Origin of the sequence: Nocardiopsis sp. N85 (assembly GCF_028882275.1) — a bacterium.
Lineage (GTDB): Bacteria > Actinomycetota > Actinomycetes > Streptosporangiales > Streptosporangiaceae > Nocardiopsis > Nocardiopsis lambiniae.
Map to the genome: position 1 here is coordinate 298,308 of NZ_JARBUT010000002.1, position 17,324 is coordinate 315,631.

At 71.5% G+C, this 17,324-nt stretch carries 16 protein-coding genes; 7 read left to right on the top strand and 9 right to left on the bottom strand.

The window, feature by feature from the left end; genetic code table 11:
• Positions 1–62: 62 nt before the first annotated feature.
• Positions 63–455 (bottom strand): MerR family transcriptional regulator, encoded by a 393-nt coding sequence (locus PWG71_RS05340; protein WP_274808381.1) that lies wholly within the window; start codon positions 453–455, stop codon positions 63–65.
• A gap of 870 nt (positions 456–1,325) precedes the next feature.
• Here PWG71_RS05340 and PWG71_RS05345 point away from each other — a divergent pair.
• Positions 1,326–1,736 (top strand): hypothetical protein, encoded by a 411-nt coding sequence (locus PWG71_RS05345; RefSeq protein ID WP_274808382.1) that lies wholly within the window; start codon positions 1,326–1,328, stop codon positions 1,734–1,736.
• Between the two features lie 408 nt (positions 1,737–2,144).
• Here the strand turns inward: PWG71_RS05345 and ptsP are convergent, their stop codons facing one another.
• The 6 genes from ptsP to PWG71_RS05375 all read right to left on the bottom strand — a co-directional run bounded on the left by ptsP (position 2,145) and on the right by PWG71_RS05375 (position 7,856).
• Positions 2,145–3,830: a phosphoenolpyruvate--protein phosphotransferase gene (gene ptsP, locus PWG71_RS05350; RefSeq protein WP_274808383.1), complete on the bottom strand. Its 1,686-nt coding sequence runs from the start codon at positions 3,828–3,830 to the stop codon at positions 2,145–2,147.
• 88 nt (positions 3,831–3,918) lie between these two features.
• Entirely contained in the window at positions 3,919–4,959 is a 1,041-nt protein-coding gene (locus PWG71_RS05355) for a zinc-dependent dehydrogenase (protein WP_274808384.1), read from the bottom strand.
• Between the two features lie 136 nt (positions 4,960–5,095).
• The gene (locus tag PWG71_RS05360; protein ID WP_274808385.1) at positions 5,096–5,551 is read right to left on the bottom strand and encodes a PTS sugar transporter subunit IIA; all 456 of its coding nucleotides are present in this window, start codon (positions 5,549–5,551) and stop codon (positions 5,096–5,098) included.
• Positions 5,541–5,849: a PTS lactose transporter subunit IIB gene (locus tag PWG71_RS05365; RefSeq protein ID WP_274808386.1), complete on the bottom strand. Its 309-nt coding sequence runs from the start codon at positions 5,847–5,849 to the stop codon at positions 5,541–5,543. The genes PWG71_RS05360 and PWG71_RS05365 overlap by 11 nt, the downstream gene beginning before the upstream one ends.
• Complete coding sequence (gene mtlA / locus PWG71_RS05370; protein WP_274808387.1) at positions 5,846–6,961, bottom strand: PTS mannitol transporter subunit IICB; 1,116 nt, start codon at positions 6,959–6,961, stop codon at positions 5,846–5,848. Before mtlA ends, PWG71_RS05365 begins: the two co-directional genes overlap by 4 nt.
• A 133-nt stretch (positions 6,962–7,094) precedes the next feature.
• A complete protein-coding gene (locus tag PWG71_RS05375; RefSeq protein WP_274808388.1) occupies positions 7,095–7,856 on the bottom strand; it encodes a DeoR/GlpR family DNA-binding transcription regulator in 762 nt (253 codons plus the stop codon).
• 319 nt (positions 7,857–8,175) lie between these two features.
• Here PWG71_RS05375 and pfkB point away from each other — a divergent pair, with 319 nt between their 5' ends.
• Positions 8,176–9,129, top strand: a complete 954-nt coding sequence (gene pfkB / locus PWG71_RS05380) for a 1-phosphofructokinase (RefSeq protein ID WP_274808389.1) — start codon at positions 8,176–8,178, stop codon at positions 9,127–9,129.
• A 32-nt stretch (positions 9,130–9,161) separates the two neighbouring features.
• Positions 9,162–9,428: an HPr family phosphocarrier protein gene (locus tag PWG71_RS05385; RefSeq protein WP_274808390.1), complete on the top strand. Its 267-nt coding sequence runs from the start codon at positions 9,162–9,164 to the stop codon at positions 9,426–9,428.
• A gap of 109 nt (positions 9,429–9,537) precedes the next feature.
• On the opposite strand, the gene PWG71_RS05390 is transcribed toward PWG71_RS05385, so the two are convergent.
• Complete coding sequence (locus PWG71_RS05390) at positions 9,538–10,302, bottom strand: SDR family NAD(P)-dependent oxidoreductase (protein WP_274808391.1); 765 nt, start codon at positions 10,300–10,302, stop codon at positions 9,538–9,540.
• A 319-nt stretch (positions 10,303–10,621) separates the two neighbouring features.
• On the opposite strand from PWG71_RS05390, the gene PWG71_RS05395 reads away from it, so the two are divergent.
• The 3 genes from PWG71_RS05395 to PWG71_RS05405 all read left to right on the top strand — a co-directional run bounded on the left by PWG71_RS05395 (position 10,622) and on the right by PWG71_RS05405 (position 13,682).
• Positions 10,622–11,104: a peptidase inhibitor family I36 protein gene (locus PWG71_RS05395; protein ID WP_274808392.1), complete on the top strand. Its 483-nt coding sequence runs from the start codon at positions 10,622–10,624 to the stop codon at positions 11,102–11,104.
• A gap of 218 nt (positions 11,105–11,322) precedes the next feature.
• Positions 11,323–12,549, top strand: coding sequence for an MFS transporter (locus PWG71_RS05400; protein ID WP_274808393.1), 1,227 nt, complete (start codon positions 11,323–11,325; stop codon positions 12,547–12,549).
• 95 nt (positions 12,550–12,644) lie between these two features.
• Positions 12,645–13,682, top strand: a complete 1,038-nt coding sequence (locus tag PWG71_RS05405) for a nitronate monooxygenase (RefSeq protein WP_274808394.1) — start codon at positions 12,645–12,647, stop codon at positions 13,680–13,682.
• 133 nt (positions 13,683–13,815) lie between these two features.
• On the opposite strand, the gene PWG71_RS05410 is transcribed toward PWG71_RS05405, so the two are convergent.
• The gene (locus PWG71_RS05410) at positions 13,816–14,262 is read right to left on the bottom strand and encodes a MarR family winged helix-turn-helix transcriptional regulator (protein WP_274808395.1); all 447 of its coding nucleotides are present in this window, start codon (positions 14,260–14,262) and stop codon (positions 13,816–13,818) included.
• A 492-nt stretch (positions 14,263–14,754) separates the two neighbouring features.
• Here PWG71_RS05410 and PWG71_RS05415 point away from each other — a divergent pair, with 492 nt between their 5' ends.
• Entirely contained in the window at positions 14,755–17,310 is a 2,556-nt protein-coding gene (locus PWG71_RS05415; RefSeq protein ID WP_274808396.1) for a penicillin acylase family protein, read from the top strand.
• The last annotated feature ends 14 nt before the right edge of the window (positions 17,311–17,324 follow it).

A 17,324-nucleotide genomic window follows, 5' to 3' on the forward strand; every position in this document is an offset into this window, starting at 1 on the left:
CGCGAGAAGCGCGGCCCCCGGTCACGACGGCCATGACCCGGTCGGTACGCCCGCTCACGGCCTCAACCTACCCGCGGATCGGAGCGATCTCCCTTCCCCGTGGACCTCGCCGGCGCCTCAGCCGGGGTCGCGGGTCCGGGGGAGGCCCCGGAGGCGCGGAGCTCCTCGTTGATCCGCTGCGCCTCCTCCAGTTGGTCCTCCAGGATGATGATCCTGCACGCGGCCTCGATCGGGGTCCCGGCGTCCACGAGTTCGCGGGCCCGAGAGGCGATCCTCAACTGGTAACGGGAGTAACGGCGGTGGCCGCCCGCCGAACGCAGGGGCTCGATCAGGCGGGCCTCACCCAGGGCACGCAGGAAGGCCGGCGTGGTGCCGATCATCTCCGCGGCACGGCCCATGGTGTAGGCGGGATAGTCGTCGTCATCGAATCGGTCTTCTGCTCCGGGACGGGGCAAGCGTTTCTCTTTCTCTCCTCAGCCCACACCGAGGGCCCCGACGCCGTTAGGCGTCGGGGCCCGAGAGTTCAATACCATCTACCGGCCGCTGCCGGTCTTCCGCTTCCCAAGGACGAGCCGATACGGGATAACGGGGATCGCGGTTGTGTGACCGTGGACCACCTTCTTCCGAATCCGGGGCCTGCGGTACCCGAGTGGAGCCACCTCACACCCGGGCGATCCTGATGGCATCTGCTCCTCTCGATCTCACTTCGTGCATGACTTCCTGCCGCGGTTCCCCCGTACGGGCGGGATACCGATGTAACGGTCCTACCGGCTCCCGACGCCGTCCAACACTCGCGCGCCGGTCGAGCCCTACCGCGTACTGCTCTCCTGCTCCGGTATCCCCTGTACCGCGGGATGCCGGTCCTGCCGTACACCGGCGTATCCGGTGGTCGATCAGTGGATCTCTGTTCCTACGAGAGAAAAGGTACCAGGACCACAGACCAATATCTACTGTGGAGAGAAGAGATTTTGTCGTGTCCTTCCGGCAGGGTCCGCGGCGCCCCGAGGGACGGATCCGGGCCCCGCGCGCACGGGGCCCGACGGGGGCGCGCCGAGAGCCTCTCCGCACGGGTGGGGTGTGCGGGGTCCGGGCGCACACCCGTGGGGACGGCCCCGGCCCGGGGCCGGAGTCGCCGCACCGACCCCACCGGAGTGACCGCTGCCGGACCCCCTCACCAGACCGTTCGGAACGACCCTCGGCGTGGCGATCCCCTACGCGACGGGATCGGGGAGGGGTGACGTCACGGGTGCGATCCCGGGGAGGCGCGGCCGGGTTCCGGGCCGCCCGCACCCGCGAATCCGAGAAGCCGGAAGAAGGCCCTCCACATGGCGTGGGCGCATGGCCCCCTGCTCCCCTCCACCCGCACCGGGGCGAACGGCCTGCGTCCCCGCACGCGCTCACGCCTGATCATGGGGACGATCACCCTCGCCGCAGTCCTGACCGCCGCCTGGGCGGGGTCGATCGCCCTGTTGGCGGCCGACCCGGTCTCCTGTCTCCTCGTCTCCGAGGACATGGCGTCGATGCGGTGCGGCCGGATCGCCGAGCGCTTCGAGGACCTCGCCCCCTTCGCCGCCCTCGCCCTTCTGGTCCCGTTGATCGCGGGGGTGGGCCTCGGGTGGTGGCCGTTCGTGGCCGGGGCCGCCGTCGCGGTACTGGGAACCCTGCCGGTGTGCGCGCTGCTCTGGTCGTTCCTGATGGGCGCGCTCTCCCCGGGGGGAATCGCCCCGGGCCTCTGAGGCCGGGGACGGGCCCGGTGCCGCTCGGGTACGGTCGGCGGGTTCCGGCGCTCCTCGACGAGCCGACGCGGCTCCTCTTCTCCGGGCCGTCCCGCACCTTCCAGGACCTGGGGGGAGCGAGTGCTCCGACGACCCCGCCGTCGCGGGTCGACGACCCTGGAGACATCCGTGTCGGCGCCGTCGAGGGCCTGGGAGGGGTGGGCACGGACGGAAACGGTCATGTCCCGACGCGATCAGAGGTCATCGTGTACACGATGACCTCTGATCGTCCGCGACCCGTGAGGGCGCGGGGGCGAGCCCGCAGAACCCGCCCCCGCGTGGAGACGTCGTGCGGTCAGGCGAACGACGCCTCCGGTCGTGGCCGGGTATCCGCTGCGGTCCCACGGCGACGGAGTCCGACCACGACGGTCATAGGGCGGCGACCTCTGGCCGCGCGGCCGCGCGGACGGCCGCGCGGGCCCGCTCGGCGCTGTGCGCGGCGAGGGCGAGCTGGGCCAACCGGAGGCATTCGCTCCGGGTGTGGTTGGCCAGGGCGTGGCGCACCCCCGGTAGAGCCGGAGCGGACATGGACAGGCTCGTCGCCCCCAGTCCCACCAGGACCAGGGCCAGCAGCGGGTCGGCGGCGGCCTCTCCGCAGACGCCCACCGGGGTGCGCAGGTGCTCACCGGCGGATCCCACGGTCCCGATGAGGGACAGCAGCGATGGCTGCCACGGATCGAGCAGGTCCGGGAGGGAGCCCAGGGTGCGGTCGGTGGCCATCGTGTACTGGGCGAGGTCGTTGGTGCCGATCGACACGAAGTCCACCTTGGCCAGCAACCGGTCGGCGAGCAGGGCCGCCCCCGGCACCTCGATCATCACCCCGACCCGGGTCACCCCTTGGGCGCGGGCGAGATCGGCGAACTCCTCGGCCTCCCCCGGCGTGGACACCATGGGCGCCATCACCCGGACGTCGGCGCCGGTCTCCTCGGTGGCCGCCGCGATGGCGGCGAGCTGGTCGACGAGCAGGTCCCGGTGCAGACGGGCGGTACGGTAACCGCGCACCCCCAGGGCCGGGTTGTCCTCCTCCCCGACCGGGACGAACGCCAGCGGCTTGTCGGAGCCCGCGTCGAGGGTGCGCACGGTGAGCGGGCGCCCGGCGAACGCCGTGAACAGTCGGGCGTAGGCAACGGTCTGCTCTTCGCGGGTCGGTGGCTCGGTGCGCTCCAGGAAGAGGAACTCGGTGCGCAGCAGGCCCACGCCCTCGCTGTCGTGGGCGGCGGCCGTCTCGGGGTCGCCCTCCCCGACGTTGAGCAGCAGGGGGATCGGTACCCCGTCCGCGGTCGCCCCCGGGCCGGTGGACGAGCTCAGCAGGGAGCGGCGCAGTTCGGCGCGTCGGCGGATCCGCCGGCCGGTGTCCTCGTCGGGTTCGACGATGACGAGCCCCTCATCGCCGTCGATCGCCACCGTCGCCCCGTCCTCAAGGGAGTCGGCGTCCGCGCAGCCGACGACCGCGGGCAACCCGAGGCCCCGGGCGAGGATGACGGTGTGGCTGGTGGGTCCGCCGTACCGGGTGACGATCCCCAGGACCGTGGCCGGGTCGAGCCGGACGGTGTCGGCGGGCGCGAGGTCCTCGGCGACCAGTACGTGCGGAACGCCCGGATCGGGCAGCCCCGGCATGGGCAGGTCGAGCAGCGCGGCCACCGCCCGATCGCGGATGTCCGCCAGGTCGGCGGCGCGTTCGGCGAGGTACCCCCCGGCGGCCAGGAGGAGTTCGCGGTAGGTCTCGCAGGCGTTGTGCACCGCCCAGGCCGCGGGGTCGCCGGCGGCGGTGCGCTCACCGATCCGGCGGCCGAGCTCGGGGTCGCGGGCCATGAGGGCCTGGGCCCCGAGCACCGCCGCGGCGTCCCCGCCGAGTTCGGCGGCCTGGGCGTCGAGGCGGGCGGCGACCCCGTCGAGGGACCGTCGGGCGGCCGCGGCCTCGGTGTCCGGGTCGCCGGCGGCGGGACGGTGGTCGGGCAGGCGCGGTGGCGGCGCCATGCGCGCCACCGGACCGACCGCCGCCCCCGGGGCCGCCGGGATGCCGTTGAGGTGGGAGGGGGGCCGGGTGTGCGCCATGATCACTCCGTGGGTCGGTGTTCCCGTGATCTCAGGGAACATCAGGAGGGCGGGTCGTGGTAGCCCCGTTTCCGGGGCTGTGGGGGAGTCAGGGCTGGATGGTCACCTTGATGGCGGTGCCGGAGGCGACCGTCTCGATGGCCTTGTGCACGTCGGCCAGCGCCATCCGCTCGGTGATGAGGTCGGCGACGGGCACCGCGCCCGTGGCGATCAGTTCCAGGGCGCGCTTGTTGTGCTCGGGGCTGGAACCGTTGGCGCCGAAGATCGAGATCTCCCGGTAGTGGACGATGTTGGAGTCCAGGGCGATGATCGGGTTGTCCTTGGGCAGGCCGCCGAAGAAGCTGATCCGGCCGCTGCGGGCGACCATCCTCAGCGCGTCCTCCTGGGCGCGTCCGGCGGCGGCCGCGGTGATGACCACGTCGGCGCCGCGTCCGTCGGTGAGGCGCAGCACCTCTTCCACCGCGTCCACCTCCTCGCCGCAGATCGCGGCGTCGGGCTCGACGATCCGGGCGGACATGTCGAGGCGGCCCCGGTTGACGTCCACGAGGAAGACCTTCTTCGCACCCTTGGCGCGGGCCAGTCGCACGTGCAGGCAGCCGATGGGACCTGCGCCCATCACCACGACGACGTCGCCCTCGCCGACCCCGGCGATCTCCTGGCCGTTGAGGACGCAGGCGAGCGGTTCGGCGACGGAGGCCTCGGCGTAGTCGAGGCCTTCGGGGATGCGGTTGACCCCGTCGACGGCCAGGACGGACTCGGGGATGATCATGTACTCGGCGAACCCGCCGTCGTAGTGGTAGCCCATGGACTCCTGGCGCGAGCACACCGTGAACCGGCCGTCGGAGCACTCCGTGCAGGTGCCGCACGGGATGGCGGCGATGACCTGGACGGCGTCGCCCTCGGCCCAGCCCTCCACCCCGTCGCCGACCTCGACGACGCGGCCGGCGATCTCGTGGCCGATGACCCGGGGCGGATCGATGTGGTGGTGTCCGTGACGGAAGATCTTCACGTCGGTGCCGCAGGTGGAGCAGTTGGCGACGGCGATCTTGAGCTGGCCGGGACCGGCGGTGGGTTCGGGTGCCTGTTCCAGTCGGATGTCACCGGGGGCGTAGAAGCGGGCGACGAGCATGTTCGGCCTTTCGTGTTGCGGCCCGAAGGCGGGGATTGTCCCGCTCGGGCGGTGGTCCCCCGCCCGCCGGTCCGGGGAGTGAGCGGACGGCGGGCGGGGCGGTGAGGACGACCGGGCCGTGTGACGGCCACCGGGGTCAGTCGTCCGAGGGTCCGGGATTCAGCAGTGCCACCACGTCGGCCGGGGTCGCGGCGGTGCGCAACCGGGCGGCCTTGTCGGGGTCGGTGAGGACCCCGGCCAGTGCGGTGAGGATGCCCAGGTGCTCCTCACCGGAGGCGGCGATGCCGATGGCGACGTGGACGGTGGGGCCGCCCCAGTCGACCCCGTCGGGGAACTGGATCACGGCCAGCCCGGTCCTCCTGACGAACACCCGGGACGGGTCGGTCCCGTGCGGGATGGCCACCCCCTCCCCGAGGAAGGTGGGTACCGAGGCCTCCCGTTCGTGCATCGCGGTCAGGTATCCGGGTTCGACGGCACCGAGTTCCAGCAGGAGTTCCCCGCACTGGTCGATGGCGTCGGCCCGGTCCTTCGCGACGCGGCCCAGGCGGACGGCGTCCTCGGTGAGGACCAGTCGGGCCGATTCAGCCGGCAAGGGTGCCCCCGTCCCGGATGGCCTTCTCGACCTCGGCGAACACGGGGTCGCCGAGGAACATCCGGAAACCGATCACGACCGTGTCCGGCACCCGGGTGCGGGCGCGCGCGGCCAGGCCCTCCTGGACCAGGACCAGGTCGGCGTCCTCGGGGATCCGGTCCACCGGCGAGTGCTCGACGTTCACGCCGTACTTGCCGAGGCTGCCCTTGAGCTGGGTGGTGAGCAGGACGCTGCTGCCCATACCGGCGTCGCAGGCCACGACGACCTTCTTGATCTCGGACCCTTGGATGCTGCTCATACGGCGCTCTCCTCGTTCTTCTCGGAGTTCTGCTGGGTCGCGGCCTCTTCGCGGGCGGCCTTGCGCTCGGCCCGGCCGAAGCCGAGCAGGAGCGAGGCGACCACGAAGGAGACCACGGTGGCCACGGTGACACCGGCCAGGACGGACAGGTGACCACCGGGCGGGGTGACGGCCATGAGGGCGATGATGCTGCCGGGCGAGGCCGCGGAGACGAGGCCGGCGTCCAGGACCATGAAGGTGGCCACACCGGACATGCCGCCGGCGATGACGGCCAGGATCAGCTTCGGCTGGGCGAGGATGTACGGGAAGTAGATCTCGTGGATGCCGCCGAAGAAGTGGATGACGATGGCGCCGGGCGCGGTGGCGCGGCTGATCCGGGGGCCGAAGAGCATGCAGGCGATGAGCACGCCGAGGCCGGGGCCGGGGTTCGTCTCGATGAGGAACTCGATGGCGCGGCCGTCTTCGAGGGCGCGGGCCGTGCCCAGCGGGGTGAACACGCCGTGGTTGATGGCGTTGTTGAGGAACAGCACCTTGGCGGGCTCGACGATGATCGAGACCAGCGGCAGCAGGCTGTTGTCGATGAGGAACTGCACCCCGGCGCCGAGGCCGTTGGCGATGCGGCTGACGATCGGTCCGACGGCGTAGGCGCCCAGGATCGCCATGAGCGCGGCGAGGATGCCGGCGCTGAAGTTGTTGACCAGCATCTCGAAGCCGGACTTGATGCGCGGCTGCACGACGCGGTCGAAGTGCTTCATGAGGTACGCGGCGAGCGGACCCATGACCATGGCGCCGAGGAACATCGGGATCTCGGCGGAGACGATCACACCCATGGTGGCGGCCGCGCCGACCACACCACCGCGCTGCCCGTGCACCATGGTGCCGCCGGTGTAGGCGATGAGCAGGGGCAGCAGGTAGGTGATCATCGGCCCGACGAGCTGGGCCAGGTACTCGTTGGGCCACCAGCCGTCGGGGATGAAGAGGGCGGTGATCAGGCCCCAGGCGATGAACGCGCCGATGTTGGGCATGACCATGCCGGCGAGGAACCCGCCGAAGCGTTGGATTCCCGAGCGCGCCGAGGCGAGCGCCGTGTTCTGCTGCTGTGCGGTGGACATGTGGGGGACCTCCTGGGAGGTGCGGCCGACGTGGGAGCCGGGCCGTAGAGGTGGGTGGTGAGTGGGCACCCGTCCGGTTGGACGGACGGTGTTCGGACGGGGAAGCACCGCCCCGAACGGGTGCCGGTCCTGGTCAGACCGCCCGGACGCGGGGTCCGGTGGCCTCCAGTTCGTCGGCGAGGCCGCTGGCCAACCCCTGGTCGGTGATGATCAGGTCCAGGTCCTCGACGGAGGCGAAACGGGCGAAATGGTCGTTGCCGACCTTGGTGTGGTCGGCGAGGAGGACGGCTCGTCTGGCCGAGGCGATCATGGCGCGCTTGACCTCGGCCTCCGCCGGATCGGGCGTGGTGAGCCCGCGTTCGACGGAGATGCCGTTGGTGGCCATGAAGGCGACGTCCACGAAGGATTCGGCCAGCGACCTCAGCGCCCAGGCGTCGACCGCGGCCTGGGTCCGGGTGCGCAGACGACCGCCGAGCAGCATCAGGTTGATGTTGGTGCGCGGCGTGAGCGTGAGAGCGATGGAAAGGGAGTTGGTGACGACGGTGAACTCCCGGTCGACGGGCAACTGCTCGGCGAGCCGGCCGATGGTGGAGCCGGCGTCGAGCAGGATGGCGCCCTCGGCGGGGAGTTCGTCCAGGGCCGCCTTGGCGATCCGCTCCTTCTCCTGGGTCATGACGGAATCGCGCACGTTGAGCGCGGGCTCGAAGCCCAGTCGCTCGACGGGGATCGCGCCACCGTGGACCCGCCGCAGGACCCCGTGGCGTTCCAGCGCCGTGAGGTCTCGTCGGATGGTCTCGTAGGTGACGTCGAACTCCGCGGCGAGCCCCGTGACGTCGACCCGGCCGTCCCGGCGGGCGCGTCCGAGGATCGCCTGCTGGCGCTCTTCCGCGTACATGTTGGATCACCTGTGTTTCGGTGTGGTTTTCGGTGAGTTTAATCGTGTTGCCTGGGACACACAAGGGGTACCTTCATCCAATATCCCAGCAAGACCACCCGGGGACCGTATCTCGCGCCACCCGGCATGAACATCGCCGTGAACATGGGAGGAAGCATCCACGGGACCCGCCCCGGCAAGCCGGACGGCACCCCTACGGTGTTCCAGGGAACCGGAAACCAGGGGGCAACAGTATTGACACACACAGATGAACACACATAATCAAAGGCAGTCCAACATCCGGACCGGGCCGGGCGCAGCGACCGCGAAAAGAGCTTCCATGATCCTGACCCTCACCCCCAACCCGAGCGTGGACCACACCCTGGAGGTGGACCGCCTCATCCGAGGCGAGGTCCTGCGGGTGGGTTCCACGCGTGCCCAGCCGGGCGGCAAGGGCGTCAACGTCGCCCGGGCCCTGCACCTGGCCGGGGCGGACACCCGGGCGATCCTGCCCGTGGGCGGGGGCGGCGGCGCCGAACTCACCACCCTGCTCGGCGACCTGCCCCGCCTCACCGTCCCCATCGAGGGCGAGACCCGGGCCAACGTCGCCGTCACCGAGACCGACGGCACCACCACCAAGCTCAACGCGCCCGGACCCCACCTGTCCCCCGCCGAGACCGACTCCCTCCTGGCCGCGCTGGAGGACGAACTGTCCGAGCGCCCCGCCTGGGTGGTCGCCAGCGGCAGCCTCCCCGCCGGGGCCGGCGACGACCTGTACGTGCGCGTGGCCGAACTGGCCGCCGCCCACGGCGTCGCCCTGGCCCTGGACACCTCCGGCAAACCCCTGGAGGCGGCGGTGAACGCCGGTTCGGTCGCGCTCGTCAAACCCAACCTGGAGGAGCTCTCGGAGCTGAGCGGCCGGCCTCTCACCGACGTCGGCGAGGTCACCGCGGCCGCCCGGGAACTCATCGCCCTCGGCAACGGATCGGTCCTCGTGACGCTGGGTGGGCACGGTGCCATACTCGTGGGGCCCGAACACGTGTGGTGGGCGCGCGGTCCCCGGGTGCGCACCCGCAGCACCGTGGGCGCCGGCGATTGCGCCCTCGCCGGGTTCCTGATCCCCGCCGACTCCCCCGTCGAACGCCTGCGCCACGCGGTCGCCTGGGGGACCGCCGCGGTGTCCCTGCCCGGAACGACCATCCCCTCACCCGACGACGTGAACGTCGACGCCGTCGAGGTGGTCCCCGATCCCGATCCGACCTGGCCGATCGACTCCCTCGTCGACCGCCCGTGACCAGGTCAACGGACCCTCCCAAGGAGCAACAGATGTCCCAGCGCACCGTCGCCGTCGGTTCCGTCCTCGGACTGCACGCCCGTCCCGCCACCCTGTTCGTGCAGGCCGTCAACGCCACCGGCCTGCCCGTCACCGTCGCCGGCGAGGGACAGGACCCGGTGGACGCCCGCAGCCTGCTCGCCGTGATGTCCCTGGGCGTCAAGCACGGCGAGGAGGTCACCCTCGCCACGGAGGGCGAGAACGCCGACGAGGCCTTGGACTCCCTGGCCGAACTCCTCGCCTCCGACCTGGACTCCTGATCCCCGGGGCCGTGGGTCCCGACGAACACGAACGCCCGCGCCGCCGATCATCGGATCGGTGACGCGGGCGTTGACGTGTTCCGCGTGTTCGGGCGGGCCGCCGGAGCGGTCAGTCCCGGTCGGGGGCGACCCGGTGGATCCTGTGCTGGGCGGCCTGGGCACGGGGGCGGACCACCATCAGGTCGATGTTGACGTGCGCGGGCCGGGTGATCGCCCACACGATGGTGTCGGCGACGTCCTCCGCGCTGAGCGGGTCGGGCACGCCCGCGTAGACGGCCTCGGCCGCGTCGGAGTTCCCGCGCAGCCGGTTGAGGGAGAACTCCTCGGTCTTGACCATGCCCGGGGCGATCTCCAGGACCCGGACGGGCTCTCCGCACAGTTCCAGGCGCAGGGTCGCGGCCAGGGTGTGCGCGCCGTGCTTGGCCGCGACGTACCCGCCGCCGCCCTCGTAGACGACGTGCCCGGCGACGGAGCTGACCACCAGGACCGTGCCGGCCCCGCTCTCGACGAGCGCGGGCAGCAGGGCCTGCGTCATGTTGAGCACGCCCAGCACGTTGACCTCGTACATCGCCCGCCAGTCGGCGGGGTCGGCGGTGGCGACGGATTCGGTGCCGATGGCGCCGCCGGCGTTGTTGACCAGCACGTCGCAGGACGGCAGGGACGCGGCGAAGGCGTCGACGGCGTCCCGGTCGGTGACGTCCAGGACCTCGGCACGGGCGTTGTGGCCGGCCTTCACGAGTTCGGCCGCGAGTTCCTCGACCCGGTCGGCGCGGCGGGCCACGAGGACCACGTCGTACCCCTCGGCGGCCAGACCCCGGGCGGTGGCGGCGCCGATACCGCTGCTGGCGCCGGTGACGACGGCGGTCGCTGTCATGGTGGTTCCCCTCCTGCAAGGTCGTTGTCGCGCCGAGCGTATCCGGGGGACGCCCGGGACGGTCCGGTCGCCCCCGGGCGCCTCGGTGCGCGCGTCGTCGACGGCGGCGTGCGCGCCTGGTCCGGGGCGAGGCGCGCCCCGGACCAGCAGAAATGCCACCGGGAAAACCGACCGATTTTCAGAAGGCCATGACAATACAACCTTGACAGGAAGAATCAAAAGCAGATCTGGCCGAATTCGGCCACCCACTTGCAGCAAGTCGATTCGCTTTATAACGTTCACCGGGACCGAACGCAGTCGACCCGAGGAAAAAATGAAGTTGACGTTGTCTTTCACCTCCCTGGCCGCCGCCGTGATCACCGGCGCCGCCCTTCTCGCGACACCCGCCCAGGCGGCCGAGGTCCCGACCCTCCCCCAGAGCGCACCCGTGGGGATCGAGGCCCACGTGGTCTCCAGCGAGACCGAGCCGACCGGGACCACGGTCGTCCACCTCTCGGACGGCGCGGTCCTGCGCGACGCGCCCTCCGGGTCGGTGGAGGCGGCGAACAAGTCGTGCGCCGCCAAGGAGGTGTGCCTGTGGAGCGGCACCAACTACACCGGGCGGAAATTCAGCTACTCGGCGGGGAGCGCCTGCTGGAACATGTTCAGTCCGATGGTCGTCAGGTCCCTGAAGACGGGGTCCCAGCGCGTCCTGCCCGCCATCTGGACGAAGAAGGACTGCAAGGGGACGCCCTCCAACAGCTACCGGCAGGGGGTCGGCATCCCCTCGATGAGCCACTACGCCGCGTCGGTGCGCTTCTGATGTGACGGGACCGCGAGAGCGGGAACGACGGGCGTCGCCCCCGGTGGGATCCCACCGGGGGCGACGCCCGTTCGGGGAAACCGATGGCCGGAAAAAGGCGTTCGTGTTAGCGTGAACCGATCCGGCATTCACGTGCGTTATATACGTTCTCTTTTCCATTCCCCTCGATTCCCGGGAGGTAGGAACTGCACCCCGAGGAGATTCCGGCGCGACCGGCTTTGCTTCGCAGATACGTCCTTTTCTCCCTCGGTTCCACCACCGCGGACTTCGCTTTCGGCGCGGTGTTCGTGACCGTTCTGCTCGCCCGGGGGATCGACCCCTTGCAGCTGGGCACGCTGCTGGCGGCGTCCGCCGTGTTCGGTCTGGCCGCGGAGGCGCCCAGCGGCGCGCTCGGCGACCGGTACGGGCACCGTCGGCTGCTCGCCTCGGGACTGGTGGTCTGGGGCGTCGGTTTCGTGCTGTTCGGCTGGGCCGACGGCGTCCCCGTGACCCTCCTCGGGACGGTGCTGTGGGCGGTGGGCTTCCACCTGCACTCGGGCGCGCTCACCGCGCTGGTGGTCAACCGGATCGGGACGCGCGACCGCGCCGTCCGGATCGCCCGGGTGGTGCGCTGGGGACAGATCGGCTCCCGGTTCGGCGGGGTGCTCGGCGGCGTGACGGTGATGCTCGGCGGCACCTGGCTGTCGGGGGACGCGCTGATCCTGGTCGCCGGAGCGATGCTGGTCGCGCTGGGTCTCGCGGTCCCCCTGTCGTTCCCCATGAGCCCGGGGCGCCGCGGGGTGTCGGTGGGCGCCCTGGTCCGGGAGTCCGTGACGACGCTGGCGGGGCGGCGGTTCGCGCCGCTGGTCGTCCTGGTCGTCGGGCTGACCGTCGTCAAGGCGGTACTGGTCATGAGCTGGCAGCCCCTGGTGACGGCGCGGTACGGCGACGACGTCCGGATCAACGGGATGGTCCTGCTCGTGATGACCTTCGCGCTGGCCCTCGGAGCGGCCTGCTCCCGGTTCCTCGGGCATCGGAATCCCCACCTGTGGGGTTCGGCGTGTGTGATCGCCACCGGGGTGCCGCTGTTCCTGGTGGCCTGGGACCTCCTGCCGCCGGTGGTCGCTCTGATCCTCGCCGAGTTCCTGCTCGGCGTGTCGCAGGCGCTGTTCGTGGTGTGGGAGCACCTGATGTACAGCGACGCCGCGCGCAACGCCCTGTTCTCGACGATGTCCTTCGTCGCGTTGGCCGTGCTCTCCATGACCCACGTGCTGTTCGGTTGGGCCTGGGACGGATACGGTCTCGAAACGGCGATGACGGTCGTTCTCGTCGTGTCCGTCGTCGCCGCCGCCGCGACGGCGCCCCTGGCCTTCGCCTTCCCCGAGTCCCGCCGTTTCTTCGACCCCGGGGGAAGGGCGGAGAGGGGTGCCCCGGGTGACTCCGAGGAGAGCGACGTGAGGGAGTGATCCGGGGCGGCCCCTCCCCCCGGGTCACTCCCGGGGCCCCGGATCCGGGTCGGATAACCTGCCCGTGCACGTTCGGGGAGGAATGCGGGGGAATCATGAGCCACCTGTCGGAGCTGCTGCGGGATCGGCCGATCGTCCAAGCGCCCATGGCCGGCGGGGGTTCCACTCCCGAGCTGGTGGACGCGGTGTGGCGGGGCGGGGGAACGGGTTTCCTCGCCGCCGGGTACCTGGCCCCCGAGAAGGTCGAGGAACAGGTCGCGTCGGTGCGGGCGCGGGGCGTGGCCGCGTTCGGGGTGAACGTGTTCGTGCCCGGACCGCCCGCCGACCCCGCCGTGGTGGCGGCCTACCGCGAGGAACTGATCGCCGAGGCCGAACGCCACGGCACGGAGGTGGGCCGACCGGTCCACGACGACGATGCCTGGGACGCCAAGATCGACCTGTTGGAGCGGCTCGCCGTCCCGGTCGTGAGCTTCACGTTCGGTTGCCCCGACGGCAACGTGCTGCGCCGCCTCCAAGAGGCGGGGTCGGCGATCGTCGTCACCGCCACCACGGTGGACGAGGCGCTGATGGCGGTGGCGCGCGGCGCCGACGGCGTGTGCGTCCAGGGTGTGGAGGCCGGTGGCCACCGGGCGTCGTTCGACCCGACCCGGGGCGCGGACCGGCCCACCCTGGAGCTGGTCGCCGCCGTCGCCTCGGCGGTCGAGGTGCCGGTGATCGGCGCGGGCGGGATCATGAGGGGCCGGGACGTGGCGGCCGTACTGGAGGCGGGCGCGTCGGCCGCGCAGCTGGGCACGGCGTTCCTGCGCTGCCCCGAGAGCGGGGCCCGCCTCGACCACAAGCTGGCCCTGGTCGACCCCGACTTCACCGAGACGGCGTTGACGTGGGCGTTCACCGGCCGTCCCGCGCGCGGTCTGGTCAACCGGTTCATCACCGAGCACCCGAAGGCCCCGCACGCCTACCCGGAGGTGCACCACATGACCCGGCCGCTGCGGGCGGCCGCGGCACAGTCCGCCGACACGGGCGGCATGGCCCTGTGGGCGGGCGAGGGGTTCCGCGAGGCCACCGACGATCCGGCGACCGAGGTCGTGACCCGGCTGCGCCGCGAGGCGGTGGCGGCCGGTGCCCGGATCTGAGCGGTCCGGGGACGTCGCTGCCGGGGACGCGTTCCCTGCGGGTGTGGGCACCCGTTCGAGGCGAACGGTGCGTTCGAGGCGGGGGGATCGTGCGGGTCCGCGCGGCGGCCCTTCCGTGAGCGGTGCGGCCGTCTCAGGGGGTGGCCTCCACCAGGGACAGCAGGCGGAACAGGTCGGCGACCTGGTCGTCGGTCAGGCCGCTCACCAGCGGTGAGCGGGCGGCGAGTCCCGCGCCGATGGCGTCGACGATCCGTGTCCCCTCCGTCGTCGGGCGGGCCACCCTCATGCGCCGGTCGCCGACCGAGGCGACCTTGCTCACCAGCCCACGCCCCTCCAGTTCGCGGGTGACGATCGACACCCGCGAGGCCGTGCAGCCGAGCCGGCGGGCGAGCGCGCCCTGTGAGGAGATCTCGTGCAGGGCGCGCAGCGTCCTGGCCTGGAACGCGGTGAGTCCGTGTTCGCCGGCCAGGTCGGTGAACAGCCCTTCCAGGCGTTGGGCGACGCGCAGGAGCACCTCGCCCGCGTCGGGCGTCGAGGGTGTGCCGGGGGTGTCCGCCCCGACGGGTGACGACGATGTCATCCGTCCCTCATCTCCACCGCATCGAAATCAAGGGCAGCCATACCTCACGATGCTTGTCGTGAAGCAAGCAACTTTCCCGCACAGCCTAGCCGCCGACCCCGTCCCGACCATCGCCCTCGGTGCCCGCGGGGCCGGAGGGGAGCCCCCCGTCGGCACCGCGCGGGACGCGGCAGCGGAGGAGACCCGTACCGCCACCCGCCTCTACGGTGAGACCGGGATCCCCGGAGCTGGCCGAGGACCGCCCGGAGACGGCCCCCGACCTGGGGAGCCCGGAGTCGTGGAAGGACGGCCGGGGGTTCCTCACGGGACCGACGCCCGACGGCCGCCGGAGGCGTCGACCCACTCCGTGTTCACGGCCGTGGCGGTGTCCGCGACCGTGTTCCCGTCGGCCCGGACCCGGCTCCCATGAGCGGTTTTACCCACAGGTAACAATTGGATTCCCTCACCACGCGGCCCTAGAGAGTGTGAGCCGTGACACCCTAAGGTTCCGACATGGGTGTATTGCGTAAACGTGTCCTCTTTCGTGTATTTCTGGGCGTTCTGTCGACTTTTGTGGTGCTCGCCCTGGTCGGCGCGCTCCTCGGGGTGTGGACCGTGCGCAGGTCGTTCCCGCAAACGTCCGGTGATCTCGCCCTTCCCGGCCTGAACGCCCCGGTCACGGTACTGCGCGACGGGTACGGCGTCCCCCACGTCTACGCCGACGACGCGCACGACCTGTTCATGGCGCAGGGCTTCGTCCACGCCCAGGACCGGTTCTGGGAGATGGACTTCCGCCGCCACGTGACGGCCGGGCGGACCGCCGAGCTCTTCGGCGAAGGACAGGTGGACACCGACGTCTACCTGCGCACCATGGGCTGGCGTCACGTCGCCGAGCAGGAGTACGACCTGCTGGCCCCCGAGAGCCGGGGGTACCTCGACGCCTACGCCGCAGGCGTCAACGCCTGGCTGGACGAGAACGACGGGGCCGAGGCGAGCCTGGAGTACGCCCTGCTGAACGCGCTCAACGGCGGCCACACCATCGAACCGTGGGACCCCGTGGACAGCCTGGCCTGGCTCAAGGCCATGGCCTGGGACCTGGGCGGCAACATGCGCGAGGAGACGGAGCGGGCGCGGCTGCTCGCCGCCGGCCTCACCGAGGAGCGGATCGCCGAACTGTACCCGGAGTACCCCTACGAGGAGCACCTGCCGATCACCGACACCGACGAGCTGCTGGGCGCCGAGGCCGACCTGCGCGGGGAGGCCGACGAACGGCGGGCCCCGGACACAGACCGCCCCGCGCTGCCCGAGGAGGCCGTGGCCGCCGTCGACGACGTGTACGCCCGCGCTCTGGCGCTGCCCGAGATGCTCGGCCCCAAGAGCAGCCCCGACCTGGGCTCCAACTCGTGGGTCGTCGGCGGTGAGCACACCGCGTCGGGTCTGCCCCTGCTGGCCAACGACCCCCACCTGGGCGCGGCGATGCCCTCCACCTGGCACCAGGTCGGGCTGCACTGCACCGAGTTGACCGAGGCCTGCCCGTTCGACGTCGCCGGGTTCGGCTTCTCCGGGCTGCCCGGCGTGGTCATCGGCCAGAACGAGTCGATCGCCTGGGGATTCACCAACCTCAACCCCGACGTGATGGATCTGTTCGTCGAACGCGTCGAGGGCGACTCCTACATCGTCGACGGCGAGGCCCGTCCCCTGGAGATCCGGACCGAGACCGTCGAGGTCGCCGACGGCGAGGACGTGGAGATCACCGTCCGCTCGACCCACCACGGCCCGCTGCTGTCGGACACCGCCGCCGGTGAGGACCTGGCCGGTATCGCCGAGGAGCCGACGCTGGAGGGCGCCGAGGAGGGGGCCGAGTACGCGGTGGCCCTCCAGTGGACCGCGCTCACGCCCGGCACCACCGGCGACGCCCTGTTCGTCATGAACCGCGCCCGCGACTGGGAGGACTTCCGGGTGGCGGCCAGCGGGTTCGACGTACCCGCCCAGAACCTCGTCTACGCCGACGACGAGGGCAACATCGGCTACCAGGCCCCCGGCGTCGTTCCGGTCCGCGGCAAGGGCGACGGCCGTTACCCGGCCCCCGGCTGGGACTCCGACTACGACTGGAAGGAGTTCATCCCCTTCGAGGAGCTCCCCAGCGTCCACAACCCCGCGTCCGGGTTCATCGTCACGGCCAACCAGTCCGGGGTGGACGCCGACTACCCGCACCTGCTCACCGACGACTGGGACTACGGCTACCGCTCCCAGCGCATCAACGACCTGCTGGAGGAGGCGATCGCCGAGGGCCCGGTGGACGGGGAGGACATGTCGCGCATCCACATGGACTCGTACCACGGCGGCGCCGTCGCCATCGTTCCCCACCTGGTGGACGTCGAGGTCGAGGGCACGGCCGCGCGGGCGCGGGAGCTGTTGGTCGACTGGGACCTGTACACCGAGCCGGACTCCGCCGGCGCGGCGTTCTACCAGGCCACCTGGCGGCATCTGCTGCCGTTGCTGTTCGACGAGCTGGAGCCGGTCGCCATGACCGGCAACTCACGCGGCATGTACGTGGTGGCCGACCTGTTGGAGGACCCCGACTCCGAGTGGTGGGAGGGCGAGGAGGCGAGCGGCCGCGACGAGGTGCTGGCCGCCGCGATGGAGGCCGCCGCCGAGGAGCTGACCGGGCTGCTCGGGGACGACCCCGCCGACTGGCGGTGGGGCGACCTGCACATCCTGACCGCGACCCACCAGTCGTTCGGCACGTCGGGCATCGGGCCCGTCGAGTGGCTGTTCAACCGGGGTCCGGTGGAGAGCTCGGGCGGCTCGGCGATCGTCAACGCCACCGGCTGGGACGACAAGGAGGGGTACGCGATCACGGCGGTGCCGTCGATGCGCATGGTCGTCGACCTGTCCGATCGTGACGCCTCCACCTGGGTCCACCTGACCGGCAACTCCGGGCACGCCTTCCATCCCCACTACGACGACCAGTTGGAGCCGTGGGGTCGTGGGGAGACGATGCCGTTCGCGTTCACCGAGGACGCGGTGCGCGCGGCGGCGGTGGACGAGTTGACCCTCGTCCCCTGACCGCGCGTTGAACG